The following is a 15694-nucleotide window of genomic DNA, read 5'->3' on the forward strand; positions in this document are numbered from 1 at the left end:
GCATCGTGCATCGGTGCATCGGTGCATCGGTGCATCGGTGCATCGGTGCATCTGCGTATCGTGGTATCGGGGCGAATGGCGCGCGTCGCCGCGGAGCGGCCGCCTGACCAACCACAGGAGACCAGCAGGCAATGACATCCGAAGCAGTGCCATCCAGCCCATCGGCACAGGCGGCGTGGTTCGGCAGCTGGCCGCGCGGGCTGCCGCATCGCATCCGCGTGCCGCGCGTCACGCTGTGCCACAACCTGTCGGTGCAGGCCGACCGCTATCCCGACAAGCCCGCGATCGTCTTCTACGGCCGCGAGCTGAGCTACGCCGAACTGCGCCGCCAGACCGAGGCGCTGGCCGGCCATCTGCATCGCCACGCCGGTGTGCGGCCGGGCGAGCGCGTGCTGCTGATGAGCCAGAACTGCCCGCAGTTCGTCGTCGCCTTCCAGGCGATCGTGCGCTGCGGCGCGGTGGTGGTGCCGGTCAATGCGATGTGCACCGCCAACGAGCTGGATCACTATCTGCGCGACAGCGGCGCGCAGGTCGCGCTGGTCGCGCAGGAACTGCTGCCGGCGCTGCGGCCCGCGCTGGCGGGCGATCGGCTGCGGCATGTGGTGGTGCACAACTATGCCGACGCCATCGACGCCGATACCGATCTCGACGTGCCCGCCTGGGTGCGCGCCCCGCGCGCGGCGCTGGACGATGCGCGCCTGGCATATTGGGCCGATGCGCTGGCCGCCGCGCTGCCCGCGCCCGACATACAGGCCAGCCCGGACGACCTCTGCGTGCTGCCCTATACCTCCGGCACCACCGGCCATCCAAAAGGCTGCATGCATACGCACCGCACGCTGCTGGCGTCGACCTTCTCCGCGGTGCTCTGGCGCGGCCTGCATGCCGAGGCGGTGGTGATGGGCGTGGCGCCGCTGTTCCATCTGCTCGGCATGCAGAACGCGATGCTGATGCCGATCGCGATCGGCGCGACGGTGGTGATGCTGCCGCGCTGGGACGCCGCCACCGCGGCGCGGCTGATCGAACGCCATCGCGTGACGACCTGGGGCGCGCCGCCGGCGATGCTGATCGACTTTTTCGCGCACCCGGAAGCGAGCGCGCGCGACCTGTCCAGCCTGACGCTGCTGAACGGCGGCGGCGCCGCGATGCCGGAGGCGGTGGCCGCGATGCTGAAGTCGCGCTTCGACCTCGGCTATATCGAGGGCTATGGCATGACGGAGACCGCCTCGTTCCTGCATTGCAATCCGCTGCACCGACCGAAGCGGCAGTGCCTCGGCATTCCGGCCTTCGGCGTCGACTCGCGCATCGTCGACCCGGCCACGCTGGCGCCGCTGCCACCCGGCGAGGTCGGCGAACTGGTGACCAGCGGCGACCAGCTGATGCTCGGCTACTGGAACGACGAGGCCGCGAACCGCGAGTCGTTCTTCGAGCGCGACGGCAAGCGCTTCTTCCGCACCGGCGACCTGGCAAGCGTCGACGAGGAAGGCTACTTCTTCATGCGCGACCGGCTCAAACGGATGATCAACGTCAGCGGCTACAAGGTCTGGCCCGCCGAGGTCGAGACCATGCTGTACCAGCATCCCGCGATCCACGAAGCCTGCATCGTCGCGGTGCCCGACAGGCGGCAGGGCGAATCGGTGAAGGCGGTCGTCGTCCTCAAGCCCGGCACGACGCTGGAGCCGGCCGAGCTGATCGCGTGGTGCCGGGAGCGGATGGCGGCGTACAAGGCGCCGCGGGCCGTGGAGTTCCGCAGTGCGCTGCCGAAGTCCGGTACGGGCAAGGTGCTCTGGCGGGAGATTCAGGCGGAGCAGTGCCGTGCGGTGGAGACAGGAGCCGAGGCCGTGGATGCGCCGGCTCTGGGCGAAGCCAACGCCGGCCGCCTCGACAAGCCGCTTCAGCAAGCCTGATCCGTTTTCCGCTTCGGAGACCCACGCGATGTACCTGACCCAGGGACTGCACCGCGCGATACAGCGCCATCCCGCCAAGATTGCGCTTTGCCACGTGGCCGACGGCCACACGCGTACCACCGATTTCGCTGAACTGGGTGCGCGGGTGGCGCGTGCCGCCGCGGCGCTGAAGCGTCACGGCGTGGGACCCGGCGACCGCGTCGCGCTGCTCGCGCAGAACGGCGACGGCCTGATCGCGATGCTGCTGGCCTGCTGGTGGCGCGGCGCGGTGGCGTGTCCGCTCAATACGCGCTGGAGCGTGCCCGAGCTGCGCCATGCGATCGGCGACTGCGGCGCCCGGCTGCTGCTGCCCGATCGCCAACTGACCGCGATGGCGGAGGAACTCGACGACCTCGCCACGGTGGTGCCGATCGACACCTTCCTGGCCGATGCCGCCGCCCCGGCGGCGGCCGGCGCGGAATCGCTCGACGATACGCGCACCGGCGGCGATGCGCTGGCCGCGATCCTCTACACCGGCGGCACCACCGGTCGCGCCAAGGGGGTGATGCTGTCGCACGCCAACTTCTGGGCCGCGTCGATCTCGCGCGCCGCGGAACTGAACAATGCGCCGGACAGCGTATCGCTGCTGGTTGCCCCGCTGTTCCATGTCGCCGGTTTGGGCCGGCTGATCGGGCAGCTGATCGCCGGGGGCAGCTGCGTGACGCTGCCGCAGTTTCGCGCCGACATCGTGCTGTCCGCCATCGAGACACATCGGATCTCCGACATCATCGTGGTGCCGACCATGCTGCAGTCGCTGCTCGATCATCCCGCCTTCGACGCGGCGCGGCTGCAGAGCCTGAACCGCATCGCCTTCGGCGCCGCACCGATGCCGCCGGACCTGCTGGCGCGCGCGCTCGACGCGTGGCCCAACGCGGAGTTCTTCCAGGCCTATGGCATGACGGAGACCGCCGCCGCGGTCTGCATCAATCCGCCGGCCAATCATCGTCCGGGCCCGGGTGCCGAACGCCACCGGCATTCGGTCGGCCGCGCCGGGCTGGGCACCGAGATCCGCGTGGTCGATCCGCAAGGCGAGGAAGTGCCGCGTGGCACCGTCGGCGAGATCGTCGTGCGCGGGCCGATGGTGATGCGCGGCTACTGGAACCAGCCGGACGCCACCGCGCAGGCGCTGCGCGATGGCTGGCTGCATACCGGCGACGGCGGCTGGATGGACGAGGATGGCTATCTGTTCATCGCCGACCGGCTCAAGGACATGATCATTTCCGGCGGCGAGAACGTGTACTCGGGCGAAGTCGAGACCGCGCTGCGCAGCCATCCGCGCGTGGCGCAGGCCGCGGTGATCGGCGTGCCGGACGCGCGCTGGGGCGAGCGCGTGCATGCGGTGGTGGTCGTGGAGGGAGGCGAGCCACAGGACGACGCCGCGCTGTCGGCCGAGCTGACGCAGTGGTGCCGCGAACGGCTGGCGGGCTACAAGTGCCCGCGCAGTTTCGCCTATGTCGATGGGCTGCCGCTGTCGGCGGCCGGCAAGGTGCTGAAGAACGAATTGCGGCAGCGCTACCGCGGCGCGGTGGCAGCCGGCGGGCGCTGATCGTCGGCGCCGCGAACCCATCAGCGAGAGGAATTCCGATGGAACGAATCGACTTCGAGGTGCGGGACGGCGTCGCCACGCTGACGCTGAAGGATCCGAAGACGCGCAATGCGCTCGGGCCCGCGATGCGCGAAGAAATCGCCGAGGCCGTGCACGTGGTCGCGACCGACCGCGGCATTCGCGCGCTGGTGCTGACCGGCGCCGACGGACACTTCTGCTCGGGCGGCGACCTGCGCAATATCGCGAGCGCCGGTCTGGACAACCAGGGCTGGCGCGAGCGGCTCGGCGACCTGCATCGATGGCTGCGCGACCTGATCGGCCTCGACAAGCCCGTCATTGCGGCGGTCGATGGCGCGGCCTTCGGCGCCGGGTTCGGACTGGCGCTGACGGCCGACTTCCTGCTCGCCACGCCGCGGGCGCGCTTCTGCGTGTCCTTCCTGAAGGTCGGCCTGGTGCCCGATTGCGGGATCTTCCACACGCTGCCGCGCGTGGTCGGCGTGCAGCGGGCCAAGGAGCTGATGCTGTCGGCGCGTGAGGTCGGGGCCGAGGAAGCGCTGCGGCTGGGAATCGCGATGGAGATTCATCCCCCCGAGGCATTGGCGCAGCGCGCCCATGCAATTGCTCGCACCTTTGTCGGGGCCTCGCCGATGGCGGTCAGCCTGATCAAGCGTGCGGTGGCCGCGGACGGGGATCTTGCGACCGCGCTCGAGCTGGAAGCCAATGCGCAGGCGCTGGCGATGGGCACGGCGCACAATCGCGAGGCGGTCGAGGCGTTTCTGGAGAAGCGGCCGGCTCCGTTTCGGTGGCCGACCTAATGGGGAGGTTTCGGGGTAGTCTCGCCGGTTTTCCCCCCCCTCCCGCGAGGCGAGAGAGGGGCCGGGGGACAGGGAAAGCGCTTCGCCTTCAGCGCGCGATCGGCTTGTAGCGGATGCGCTTGGGCTTGGCCGCTTCCTCGCCCAGGCGGCGCTTCTTGTCGGCCTCGTACTCCTGATAGTTGCCGGCGAAGAACTCGACGTGCGAGTCGCCTTCGAAGGCCAGGATATGCGTCGCGATCCGGTCCAGGAACCAGCGATCGTGCGAGATCACCATTACGCAGCCGGCGAACTCCAGCAGCGCGTCTTCCAGCGCGCGCAGCGTTTCGACGTCGAGGTCGTTCGACGGTTCGTCCAGCAGCAGCACGTTGCCGCCGGCGATCAGCGTCTTGGCCAGATGCAGGCGCCCGCGCTCACCACCGGACAGCGTGCCGACGTGCTTCTGCTGGTCCGAGCCCTTGAAGTTGAAGCGGCCGATATAGGCGCGCGAGGGCGTCTCGTAGCGGCCCACGGTCAGCACGTCCGCGCCGCCGGAGATTTCCTCGAACACCGTCTTGCTGCCGTCGAGCGCGTCGCGGCTCTGGTCGACATAGGCCAGCTTGACGGTCGGCCCGATCTTGATCGTGCCGCTGTCCGGCTGCTCCTTGCCGGTCAGCATGCGGAACAGCGTCGATTTACCGGCACCGTTCGGACCGATCACGCCGACGATCGCGCCCGGCGGCACTTTGAAGCTCAGGTTGTCGATCAGCAGCCGATCGCCGTAGGCCTTCGACACGTTCTCGAACTCGATCACCTCATTGCCGAGCCGCTCGCCGACCGGAATGAAGATCTCCTGGGTTTCGTTGCGCTTCTGGTATTCCTGGCTGTTCAGTTCGTCGAAACGCGCCAGACGCGCCTTCGACTTGGCCTGCCGGCCCTTCGGATTCTGGCGGACCCACTCCAGCTCCTTCTTCAGCGCCTTCTGCCGCGCCGACTCGCTGGACTCTTCCTGCTTCAGCCGGTTTTCCTTCTGGTCCAGCCACGAGCTGTAGTTGCCCTTCCAGGGAATGCCGTGGCCGCGGTCCAGTTCCAGGATCCACTCGGCCGCGTTGTCGAGGAAGTAGCGATCGTGGGTGACCGCGACCACCGTGCCCGGGAAGCGCGTCAGGAACTGCTCCAGCCACTCGACCGATTCGGCGTCGAGGTGGTTGGTCGGCTCGTCCAGCAGCAGCATGTCGGGACGCGACAGCAGCAGCCGGCACAGCGCGACGCGGCGCTTCTCGCCGCCGGACAGATGGCCGACCTTGGCGTCCCACGGCGGCAGCCGCAGCGCGTCGGCCGCAACTTCCAGCTGCTGCTCGGCATTGTTGCCGTCGCTGGCGGCCAGGATTGCCTCGTACTTGGCCTGATCGGCGGCCAGCTGGTCGAAGTCGGCATCCGGCTCGGCGTAGGCCGCGTAGATTTCCTCGAGCTTCTTGCGCGCCTCGAACACCTCGCCCAGACCGCCCTCGACTGCTTCACGCACGGTCTGCTCGGGATCGAGCTGCGGCTCCTGCGGCAGATAGCCGATGTTCAGATTCGGCATCGGGATCGCTTCGCCCTCGATGTCCTTGTCGACGCCGGCCATGATCCTGAGCAGCGTCGATTTGCCCGAACCGTTCAGGCCGAGCACGCCGATCTTGGCGCCGGGGAAAAAGGACAGCGAAATATCCTTCAGGATCTGACGCTTGGGCGGAACGATCTTGCCCACGCGATTCATCGTATAGACGTACTGTGCCATGCGGCTTACCCAGTGAAATGACTGTGTTGGGAGGGGGATGGCGCAGTGTAGCAAACCGGGGGCGGCGGACGGACGGGGTGGCCGATGCGCTGGCCCATGCACGGGTCCATGCACTGCTCCTGGACCGGCCCATGCACTGCCCGCTGGCCGACACGGCGACCGCTGCACGGGCCCACGCGCCGGCCGGCGTACCGGCCGATGTACCGACCGAAGCGCGGGCCGAGGCGCGGTATCATCGTGCCCTTCGCCTTCGGGCAAATTCCTGCCGACCGAGTACCACCATGAGCCCCAAACCCGCCCGCACGCTGACCTTCAAGTGCAAGAAGTGCAACAAGCCCGTGACCCTGTACCTGCAGAAGGTATCGGCCTGCTCGCATATCACGCCATACCAGGGCTTCTGCAAGTGCGGCGAGATGATGCGCCACGCCACCGGGGACAAGGACGCGGTGGCGTCGTTCGTGGAGTCGAACGATATTCACTGGGCGCATCACCATCATCACCATCATCACCATCATTGAGCGATGGCGTGTTCAGGCCACGATGCGGGCGGAGACCTTGCGCGTCGTGGACTGAATGAACCGGCCGAGGCGGTCCGCGAGATCTCGCGCGCCATGCGGCAACGACGGCAAGGTGTGCTCCACCGCGCGCGCCACTGCGCCCGGGATCCGTTGCGCCAGTTCCGCCGCCTGGCCCAATACGAAGCGCGGCTGCATGCCAAGGGTTTCGGCCATCGCCACCACGTGCTGGCGCGCAATCTCGCCCGGCCGGTTTTCTCCCCCGATCGAGAACGCGAACTCCCCTGACAGCCCGGCATACAGCCGGGTGCACATCAGATCGTAGAACGGGGTCAGCCTCACGCCCTGCCCAGGCAGCACGTACAGCGACAGATTCTTCGCGTGGCTGTCGTTGTTGCCGACGTAGAGGTTGAAGAAGATCCAGTTCAGGAAGTGGCGCAGATCTACCGCGGGCTGGATGCTGCGTTGCCGGATCAGAGCGGCGCAGGCCGCGATGCCAGGGCCGCCCTCCTTTTCGTACTTGCGGTCGGACACGGTGCCGGCCAACTGGCACAGGTCGTACTGGACCAGCCGTCCCAACGTTCCATCCGGCCGCTGGTACCTGTCGAAGCGCCGCACGACGCATGCTCGCGTCATCGGTTCATAGAAAACCTCGGCGGCAGGCAAACCACACTCCGCGGCAACGCGCATCACGATGGTTTCGTTCGCGGCCGACTGCCATACCTTGGCGAGGCGCTTGATGTCCGGCTTCAGGATATGCGTGGACGGCGCGACGCCGCGAGGAAGACGCGGGACGCCATCGTCGAAGATCGCCAGGCTCGTCTTGTCCTGTGCGCCCGCGAGCGAGATCCGTGCACGGGCGCCTTTCAGATCGACGGCGGCCGCAGACGGCTTGCTCAGCGCCGCGCCCAGCGCCTGCCATGAGGTCGCCTGGTACGTGGGAGGCTTCGGCGTTTCGCCTTCCGGTACGATGACGAAGGCCCCGGCCGTGTCCCCCGCCACCTCCAGGAGCATCGAAAACAAGGTGGACGCCTTCTTCTGCTGCGCGAGATAGTCGCGCAATTCCCCCTCGGGCAGCAGGTTCTCGAAGAAGGCCTGCACGACCTCGGCGTCCTGCAATCCCGGCATCAGCGGAATGGCGGCGACCGGGAAGCGGTCCTCCCTGGCGAGCCATGCGGGCGAATAGGCGAAGGCCAATCGCGCGGTATCGTGGATGGTGCCGACCACTTCATCGCCCCACAGGACGCTGAGCCGTTCGGGCCGGGCCATCACAAGCCTCCGCTGGTCTTGGGCTTCACGACCACTTCCAGCCCCAGCAAGTCCATGATGTCGAGAACCTTCTGCAGCTGGACCGTCGGCTTGCCCCGCTCGAGTTCGACGACAAAGCGGTTGCCGGTACCGCCGAGACCGGCGAGATCGGTTTGCTTCAGTTCGAGTTGCTCGCGCCGCCGGCGGATGGCGGCGCCGAGTTCGGCCGAGCTGTGAACCACGATGCCGCTGGCGGCTGAGTTACCGCTCGGGAAGTTTTGTTTCTCCGTTGCCATCTTGCGCCCCTGATATTACCGCTCGGTAATTTTATATTGGAACCACGCATCGTCAAGGAAAAAGATTACCGCTCGGTAATACCACTGATCGCAGGCTTGGTGCGGTGCTGTAGTTCCCGGGAACGAATGGGTCGACGGCGTGGGAGGGCATCAGCCCCGCCGTTCAATCGAACGCCTGCACCGCCAGCAGCAAAATCACCGCCAGATAGCCCAGATGCATGCGCGTGCGCTGCCGCTTGTAGCGACGCACGACGTCCGGCAGGAACAGTTGGCGTGCCGTCTTGAAGCTGGAAATCGGATCGGCCACGACGTCGGAATACGCCTCGGTGTTGTTGCGATAGATCGTCGCCAATGACTCGCGCTCATGTCCGCCCGTCAGCTGCTGCGTCGTGCGTGAACGCTTGCTGATGCGGTAGTAGAACAGCGGCGCATCGATCCGATGCACCTTGGCCTCGGGCTCCAGCAGACGGATATAGAACTCCCAGTCCTCGAAGCCGTGCTTCATCGCTTCGGAATAGCCCGAGGTCCGCTCGTACAACGCGCGCGGATAGACCGCGCAGTTGTGAATCATGTTCTCGAACAGCAGCCGCTGATAGCTGTATTCGGGCAGCCGCCATTTCCCCTTCTTCGCGCCGAATCGCTTGACCTGGCAGTAGACCAGCGCGGTGTCCGGATGCCTGCGGAAATGCGCTAGCGCGCGGCGCAGGTAGTCGGGATGGATCTTGTCGTCTCCGTCCAGCGGCACGATGTATTCGCCGCCGGTAAGCCGGATACCGAGATTGCGCGCCGACGCCACGCCGCCGTTCTGCTTGCGGATATAGGTGAAGCGGCGGTCCTTCTGCACGAAGGACTGCACGCGCTGCGCGGTATCGTCGGTGGAGCCGTCATCGACCACGATGCAGCGCCAGTGCCGGTAGCTCTGGCGCCGCACCGATTTCAGCGTGTCGGCGATCACGCCCGCCTGGTTGTAGCAGGGGACGATGATGGCGACTTCTGGCGCTGGATCGGTTTGCGAACGGCGGAATCTGGAAAGAGACTTCAACAGCATTAATGGGGAAAGCGGGTTCTGCGGTTGCGGCCAATGATCGCATACCGACCGTGACGGCCCTGGAAAACCTGGCCATCGCCGCTCGGCGTGCTCGGTTTCGGTCGTGCCGCTGGTTCCGCCTAACCCTCGTTAGTTCAGCTTGATATCGAGCTGCTGGACGGTCCGTCTCTCGACCTCGAACTCCTCGGCGGCGGACTTCGCATATTGGTCGCTGCTCAGGTAGACGGTTCCAGGTCGATGGCCTCCAACGACCTCAGGTATGTCGGATCCTGCGTCGCGTTTCTGAAGGCGTCGTGCACGGTCTTGACGATATTCGGTCCATGCCGCTCGGGCCGACGATGCCGACCAGCGAGCTCGCGGTCAAGCGGCGGCGACCCGCCTGGCTCGTCAATGCCTTCGGCGCCGTCAGATGAATTACATTTCCGGGAGCAAGGCTGAGGATGGGACCACTCCAATTTCAACGATCCGGGAATCTCATGCACAACGACAAATTCGACCTGATCCAATTTTCCTCCGCGGTTCGCGATCTATTGGACAGCGAGCTTCAGGTATCGGTCGGCAATATGGAAGTGGTGCCCTTTGCCGAAAAGCTGTACAAGCTGGTGAGGTCGCATGCCTACAACGAGGGCGTGCTCGACGCGAAGCGCGTGATGGAACGCAAGCTGGCGGATGTTTCGGAGCAGCTGGATATCTTGCTGCAGTATGAATAGCAAGTATTCGCTGACGCAGGTCAGGGAGGTCTGGGTCAACGCCCGCTTGAACGGCGAGGTGGACTGGCTCGACTATCTGGAGGCGCCGACGTTCTTCTTGAAGGCGAATGGCGAACTGGTTTCCAAAGCCAATCAGATTGCCTACATCGAACGCAGCCGGAAGAAGTTTCCGAACAAGCGGGCCGGCGAGGCACAGTTCAAGGAAACCGGCATCGAGATCCAGCAGCACAAGAGTTGGGCCACGGTAACGGGATCGGCATGCCTGAAGAGGGATGGGAAGATCGTCCACCAGTTCGAATTTCTCGAGTTATGGCTGATCGTGGGGGGCCGATGGCAGATTGCGTCCCTCTGTATCGGGGATATCGAGCATGCAGGGGCGGCATGACCTTGACTGCCGGCCGGCATGACGGCGAGGCGCTGGCGCTAACGCGAGGGCGGACGCTGGCCCCGCCTCTGATGCTTCCGCGGCGATTGCCACCGACGGACATCGCTTACGGCGGCCAGGCATTCAAAACAACGTGGCTTCCATTCCCGACGCCCCTTCCCGCTCGGTCCGCGGCAAGTCCAGCCGCAGCGTGGCGCCTCCTGACAGCTCCACTTCGTCGCAGTTGTTCCCGGGCCCGCCGCGGTCCACGACGATGAACCGCGCCACGCCTTCCGTGACGATCAGCGAGTGGTGCCACACGCCCTTGCGATAGTTGACGCCTTGCCGGCCGTTGGTGACGAAGGCCCGCACCGCATGCGGCTCGACCGTGTCGCCAGGCGGCGCCACCACGACGAGGAACCGCGCATCCCCCAGCGGAATGAACGCCTGGCTGCCGAGCGGGTGCCGCTCGAACGAGGTCAGTACCAGCGGCACCGCATAGGGTTGCGATTCGAACAGATTGATCAGCGGGCGTCCGTCGTTCGAGGACACGTCGACCTCGGCAAGGTCGTGAAAGCGATGACACATGCCGCGATTGATGGCGATGGGCGCGCGGCCATCGCTCTCGATGACGTCGCCGAACGGGGCAAAGGCATCGGCGCTCAGCGGTTGTGCGATCAAGGACAGCGGTTCAGTCGGAATAGGCATGGCTAGGCAGAATCAGGTTCACATACTGGTCTTACCAGTATTACGATATGGCCTATCCGTGTCAATGCGGGAAAGCGGCGGGTAAACGCTGATTTATGGCGGTGCATGCAGGGCGTTATTGTTGCGCCCTGATGCAAAAATCATACTGGTCATACCAGTTGCAATCCGACCCGGCGACACAACAAACACGAGGAGACCGCCATGACACCCTACCAAGCCGGCCCGGCAATTACGCCGGCGTCCGCGGCCGACATCCCGGCCGTCGCGCATGAGAACGCGCTCTACCGCAAGGTGGCCTGGCGACTGCTCCCCTTCCTGATGCTGTGCTACGTCGTCGCCTACCTCGATCGCGTGAACGTCGGCTTCGCCAAGTTGCACATGCTCGCCGACCTGCAGTTCAGCGAAGCGATGTACGGGCTGGGTGCGGGTCTCTTCTTCATCGGCTACTTCTTCTTCGAGGTGCCCAGCAACATGCTGATGCACAGGATCGGCGCCAAGGCGACCATCTCCCGCATCATGATCACCTGGGCGCTGATCTCGGCGGCGATGATGTTCGTCACCACGCCGACGCAGTTCTACGTGCTGCGCCTGCTGCTCGGCGCCGCGGAGGCCGGCTTCTATCCCGGCATGATCTTGTATTTGACTTACTGGTTTCCGTCGCACCGCCGCGCGAAGATGGTGGCGCTGTTCATGTGCGCGATCCCGGTATCGGGCATCTTCGGCGGACCGCTGTCGGGCTGGATCATGGAATCGATGCAGGGCGTATCGGGGCTGCGCGGCTGGCAATGGATGTTCCTGCTCGAGGCCATCCCCTCGCTGCTGGTCGGCGTGGCGGTGATGTTCTACCTCGACAACAATATCCGTGCCGCCAAGTGGCTGACCGAATCGGAGAAGGCCCTGCTCGAACGCAATATCGCCAACGAACGCCAGACCAAGGACGCGCACCCGACGCTGCGCGCGCTGTTCGCCGATACGCGCATCGTCAAGATGGCCTTCATCTGCTTCTGCACGGTGATGGGCCAGTACGGGCTGACGTTCTGGTTGCCGACGCTGGTCAAGCAGTCCGGCGTATCGAGCGCGCTGCATATCGGCCTGCTGACCGCCGTGCCGTTCTCGGTTGCGGTCTGCTCGATGATTCTCGTCAGCCGCAGCTCCGACCGCATGCGCGAACGCCGCTGGCACTTGATCGTGCCGTTCTGCTGCGGCGCCACCGGCCTGGTGCTCAGCGCCGTGTTCAGCGACAACGTGGCATGGTCCCTCGCCGCCCTGGCGCTGGCAGCCGGCGGCAGCCTCGCGACTTCGCCGCTGTTCTGGAGCCTGCCGACCGCGATCCTGTCCGGCGCCGGCGCGGCCGCGGGCATCGCCATGATCAACTCCTTCGCCAACCTCGCCGGCTTCCTGAGCCCCTACATGATCGGGCTCATCAAGGATGCGACGCAAAGCACCAACCTGGCGATGTTCGTGCTGGCCGGCGTGCTGCTGATGGGCGCCCTGCTGACCTACACGGTGCCCGCCAAGCTGGTCAACAAGTAGGCGCCGCCGCGCGGGGGCGCGCCGACGCTCGGGTACAATCGTCTGCCTGAGCGGCGCCCCTCCGCTGCGATGCGCGACCGGCGCGTCCTAGCCCGATCCTGCCTCGGCGCTCTTCCTCGTTCAGACATCAGGCATGTTCAACTCGACCGCAGTCGCCGCCAATGCCGCCCGGCTGATCCAGCAATGGATCAACGACGGCACCTACCCCGCAGGCTCGCTGCTGCCCTCCCAGCGCGAACTCTCCGAGCGCCTCGGCATCAGCCGGACTTCGCTGCGGGAGGCGTTCTCCACCTTACAGGGACTGGGTCTGATCGTAGCGCGCCCCGGCAAGGGCGTGTACGTCGCGGAAGGCCCTGCGCCCTCTGCCCATCCCTGGCGCTTCGCCGACTCGCATTCGCTGACCGACATCTACCAGCTGCGCTTCGCGCTGGAGAATTTCACCGCGCGGCTCGCTGCACTAGTGGTCGAGCCCGCCGACATCGACGCGCTGCGTGCCAATGCGGAAGCGATGCAGGCCTGCATCGAAGCATCGGACTTCACGCAGGCGGCCCAGCTCGATTTCGATTTCCACATGCAGATCATCGCGATCTCCGGCAACCGCGCGATTGCGGAGATTCTGCGCAACAGCGCCGAGATCATTCAGGAGAGCCAGCGACTGCCGTTCTACAAGCGCGGCGCGCGGCGGGCGACGTTCAACGAGCACACGGCGATTATCGATGCGCTGGCGGCGGGGGATCCTTCACTGGCGCAGCGGGCGATGGCGGAGCATATCGTTCAGGCGGCGCAGCGGGCGGGGGTGCATTTTCCGACGAGTCTTGATCCTGGTTGAAGACGACCGCAGTACTTGGACTGTGGTTTTGAGGGGCTGGGAATGAAAAAGGGTCACGCGATTATTTGCGTGACCCTTTTATATATGGTGCCGGCTGCAGGACTCGAACCCGCCACCTGATGATTACAAATCAACTGCTCTACCTGATGAGCTAAGCCGGCATAAATGCAGACCGCGATTCTACTGCATGCGGCCTGCGTTGGCGATGGTCGACCCGTCAGAGCTGACCGGTCGAAGGGGCTTACTTGACGACCTTCAGCGAAGGCTTGCGCGTACCGATCCGCGGGACCGGCGGCGGATTCGGATCGTCGTCGTCCGAAGCCTCGGCGCTGTCGGCTTGCGCGGCGCCGTCGCTTTCGACCGGGGCCAGTTTCGGCGGCGGATTCAGTTCGCGTTCGGTTGCGGCCTGGGTTTCCGGCACGCTGCGCTCGACCGGGAACGCCATGCCCTGGCCATTTTCCCGCGCGTAGATCGCCAGCACGTTATCGACCGGCACGTCCAGCTTGCGCGAGACGCCGCCGAAGCGGGCGCTGAAGCTGATCCACTCGTTGCCCATTTCCAGACCGCTGGTCGCGTCGAAGCTGACGTTCAGCACGATCTCGTTGTTCTTGACGAACTCGCGCGGCACGTTGGTGTTCGCGTCGACGAACACGGCGATATACGGAGTGAAGCCGTTGTCCGTGCACCATTCGTAAATGGCGCGGATCAGGTAGGGCTTGGTCGAGGTTTCAGGCATAAGACTTCCAGTGGCGTCGCGCCGGTGGCCCGAGCGGACTCGGGCCGGGCCGGCTTAGCGGCGCATCACCTTTTCCGACGGGGTCAGCGCTTCGATATAGGCGGGGCGGCTGAAGATCCGTTCCGCGTACTTCAGCAGCGGGGCGGCATTCTTCGACAGCTCGATGCCGTAGTGGTCCAGGCGCCACAGCAGCGGCGCGATGGCGACGTCCAGCATCGAGAACTCTTCGCCGAGCATGTACTTGTTCTTGACGAAGATCGGCGCCAGTTGCGTCAGGCGATCGCGGATCGCGCCGCGGGCACGCTCGTGGCTCTTTTCCGCGGTCTTGCCCTTTTCGTTCTCCAGCACGTAGACGTGGGTGAACAGTTCCTTCTCGAAGTTGAACAGGAACAGGCGGGCGCGGGCGCGCTGGACCGGGTCGGCCGGCATCAGCTGCGGGTGCGGGAAGCGCTCGTCGATGTACTCGTTAATGATGTTGGATTCGTACAGGATCAGGTCGCGCTCGACCAGGATGGGCACCTGGCCGTAGGGATTCATCACCGAGATGTCTTCCGGCTTGTTGAACAGGTCGACGTCGCGGATTTCGAAGTCCATGCCCTTTTCGAACAGGACCAAGCGGCAACGCTGAGAGAACGGGCAGGTGGTGCCCGAATACAACACCATCATGGTTGGGATTCCTTGGAGGCGGCGCTAGGCCGAAGTTGGGTCAAACATTCTGTCAGAACCCACCATCGGAAAGCAAATTCGTTACAAATAGCGTAACGGAATGTCGGATCGGTGGCTTGGCGGGCGGCGCATGCGGCCCCTCCATGCCGTATCCATTTCATTCCGTCACAAAGGAAAAAGGGCCAGGCGGTGTCGCATACGCAACTCCGCGCTAGCCCTCGGGCGGTCTACCGGGATTACTTGATGTCTTTCCAGTAGGCGGCGTTCAGGCGCCAGGCGAACACGGTGAAGATGCCCAGGAACAGCAGCACCCACACGCCGAGGCGGCGCCGATGGTTCTGCGCCGGCTCGGCCATCCAGTCCAGGTAGGCGACCAGGTCGGCGACGGCGGTATCGTACTGCAGCGGCGTCATGCTGCCCGGCGTCAGCTGTTCGAAACCGACGAACTTGTGCACTTTTTCGCCGTGCTCTTCCACGTCGGCGAACTTGGCGGCGCGCTGGCCCTGCAGCTCCCACAGCACGTGCGGCATGCCGACGCTCGGGAAGACCAGGTTGTTCCAGCCGGTCGCGCGGGTGTCGTCGCGGTAGAAGGTACGCAGATACGTATACAGCCAGGCGTCGCCGCGGGCGCGGGCGATCACCGACAGATCCGGCGGCGCCGCGCCGAACCAGGCCTTGGCGTCCTTCGGCTGCATCGCGATGGTCATCGTTTCGCCGACCTTGTCCGCGGTGAACATCAGGTTTTCGCGGATCTGGTCTTCGGTCAGGCCGATATCGCGCAGGCGGTTGTAGCGCATCATCGACGCGCCGTGGCAGTTCAGGCAGTAGTTGACGAACAGCTTGGCGCCACGCTGCAGCGAGAACAGGTCGCTGGTGTTGACCGGCGCCGGCTCGAGCGGATAGCCCCCTTCGGCAGCCATGGCGGGCGCACCGGCAAAGCACGCGCCGGCCAGCGCGAGAATGGAAAGCAGCTTTTTCATC

The 15694-nt window shown here is 65.4% G+C and carries 16 protein-coding genes and 1 tRNA gene; 8 read left to right on the forward strand and 9 right to left on the reverse strand.

Features of this window, described 5'->3' with window-relative positions; translation table 11 throughout:
- The first annotated feature begins 131 nt into the window (after positions 1–131).
- From F1599_RS06575 to F1599_RS06585, 3 genes are read left to right on the forward strand one after another with little or no spacing between them, the layout of a single operon-like run.
- Positions 132–1904: a long-chain-fatty-acid--CoA ligase gene (locus F1599_RS06575; RefSeq protein WP_150082593.1), complete on the forward strand. Its 1773-nt coding sequence runs from the start codon at positions 132–134 to the stop codon at positions 1902–1904.
- A 28-nt stretch (positions 1905–1932) separates the two neighbouring features.
- Complete coding sequence (locus F1599_RS06580; protein WP_150082594.1) at positions 1933–3489, forward strand: class I adenylate-forming enzyme family protein; 1557 nt, start codon at positions 1933–1935, stop codon at positions 3487–3489.
- 38 nt (positions 3490–3527) lie between these two features.
- A complete protein-coding gene (locus F1599_RS06585; RefSeq protein ID WP_150082595.1) occupies positions 3528–4304 on the forward strand; it encodes an enoyl-CoA hydratase/isomerase family protein in 777 nt (258 codons plus the stop codon).
- Between the two features lie 88 nt (positions 4305–4392).
- Here the strand turns inward: F1599_RS06585 and ettA are convergent, their stop codons facing one another.
- Positions 4393–6060 (reverse strand): energy-dependent translational throttle protein EttA, encoded by a 1668-nt coding sequence (gene ettA / locus F1599_RS06590; protein ID WP_150082596.1) that lies wholly within the window; start codon positions 6058–6060, stop codon positions 4393–4395.
- 281 nt (positions 6061–6341) lie between these two features.
- Between ettA and F1599_RS06595 the strand changes: the two genes are divergently transcribed.
- Positions 6342–6578, forward strand: a complete 237-nt coding sequence (locus F1599_RS06595) for a hypothetical protein (protein WP_150082597.1) — start codon at positions 6342–6344, stop codon at positions 6576–6578.
- A 12-nt stretch (positions 6579–6590) separates the two neighbouring features.
- Here F1599_RS06595 and F1599_RS06600 read toward each other — a convergent pair whose 3' ends face one another.
- From F1599_RS06600 to F1599_RS06610, 3 genes are all read right to left on the reverse strand, one after another.
- Positions 6591–7844, reverse strand: a complete 1254-nt coding sequence (locus F1599_RS06600; RefSeq protein WP_150082598.1) for a type II toxin-antitoxin system HipA family toxin — start codon at positions 7842–7844, stop codon at positions 6591–6593.
- On the reverse strand, positions 7844–8119 hold the full coding sequence (locus F1599_RS06605; protein WP_150082599.1) for a type II toxin-antitoxin system Y4mF family antitoxin: 276 nt from the start codon (positions 8117–8119) through the stop codon (positions 7844–7846). Before F1599_RS06605 ends, F1599_RS06600 begins: the two co-directional genes overlap by 1 nt.
- Before the next feature lie 163 nt (positions 8120–8282).
- Positions 8283–9167: a glycosyltransferase family 2 protein gene (locus tag F1599_RS06610; RefSeq protein WP_150082600.1), complete on the reverse strand. Its 885-nt coding sequence runs from the start codon at positions 9165–9167 to the stop codon at positions 8283–8285.
- A gap of 476 nt (positions 9168–9643) precedes the next feature.
- Here F1599_RS06610 and F1599_RS06615 point away from each other — a divergent pair, with 476 nt between their 5' ends.
- Both F1599_RS06615 and F1599_RS06620 read left to right on the forward strand, forming a co-directional pair.
- Positions 9644–9877: a DUF2164 family protein gene (locus F1599_RS06615; RefSeq protein WP_149319763.1), complete on the forward strand. Its 234-nt coding sequence runs from the start codon at positions 9644–9646 to the stop codon at positions 9875–9877.
- Complete coding sequence (locus F1599_RS06620) at positions 9870–10262, forward strand: hypothetical protein (RefSeq protein WP_150082601.1); 393 nt, start codon at positions 9870–9872, stop codon at positions 10260–10262. Before F1599_RS06615 ends, F1599_RS06620 begins: the two co-directional genes overlap by 8 nt.
- Positions 10263–10385: 123 nt before the next feature.
- Here F1599_RS06620 and F1599_RS06625 read toward each other — a convergent pair whose 3' ends face one another.
- Positions 10386–10949 (reverse strand): ureidoglycolate lyase, encoded by a 564-nt coding sequence (locus F1599_RS06625; protein WP_150082602.1) that lies wholly within the window; start codon positions 10947–10949, stop codon positions 10386–10388.
- Positions 10950–11150: 201 nt separating this feature from the next.
- Here F1599_RS06625 and F1599_RS06630 point away from each other — a divergent pair, with 201 nt between their 5' ends.
- On the forward strand, positions 11151–12482 hold the full coding sequence (locus F1599_RS06630) for an MFS transporter (protein ID WP_150082603.1): 1332 nt from the start codon (positions 11151–11153) through the stop codon (positions 12480–12482).
- A gap of 133 nt (positions 12483–12615) precedes the next feature.
- Entirely contained in the window at positions 12616–13311 is a 696-nt protein-coding gene (locus F1599_RS06635) for a FadR/GntR family transcriptional regulator (RefSeq protein WP_150082604.1), read from the forward strand.
- An 85-nt stretch (positions 13312–13396) separates the two neighbouring features.
- Here F1599_RS06635 and F1599_RS06640 read toward each other — a convergent pair.
- The 4 genes from F1599_RS06640 to F1599_RS06655 all read right to left on the reverse strand — a co-directional run bounded on the left by F1599_RS06640 (position 13397) and on the right by F1599_RS06655 (position 15693).
- Positions 13397–13472 (reverse strand) — tRNA-Thr (locus F1599_RS06640).
- An 80-nt stretch (positions 13473–13552) separates the two neighbouring features.
- Entirely contained in the window at positions 13553–14047 is a 495-nt protein-coding gene (locus F1599_RS06645; protein WP_150082605.1) for a ClpXP protease specificity-enhancing factor, read from the reverse strand.
- A 54-nt stretch (positions 14048–14101) separates the two neighbouring features.
- Complete coding sequence (locus F1599_RS06650; protein WP_006575790.1) at positions 14102–14713, reverse strand: glutathione S-transferase N-terminal domain-containing protein; 612 nt, start codon at positions 14711–14713, stop codon at positions 14102–14104.
- A 236-nt stretch (positions 14714–14949) separates the two neighbouring features.
- Entirely contained in the window at positions 14950–15693 is a 744-nt protein-coding gene (locus F1599_RS06655) for a cytochrome c1 (RefSeq protein ID WP_150082606.1), read from the reverse strand.
- Between the last annotated feature and the right edge of the window lies 1 nt (position 15694).

This window comes from Cupriavidus cauae (assembly GCF_008632125.1).
In the GTDB taxonomy this organism is placed as follows: domain Bacteria; phylum Pseudomonadota; class Gammaproteobacteria; order Burkholderiales; family Burkholderiaceae; genus Cupriavidus; species Cupriavidus cauae.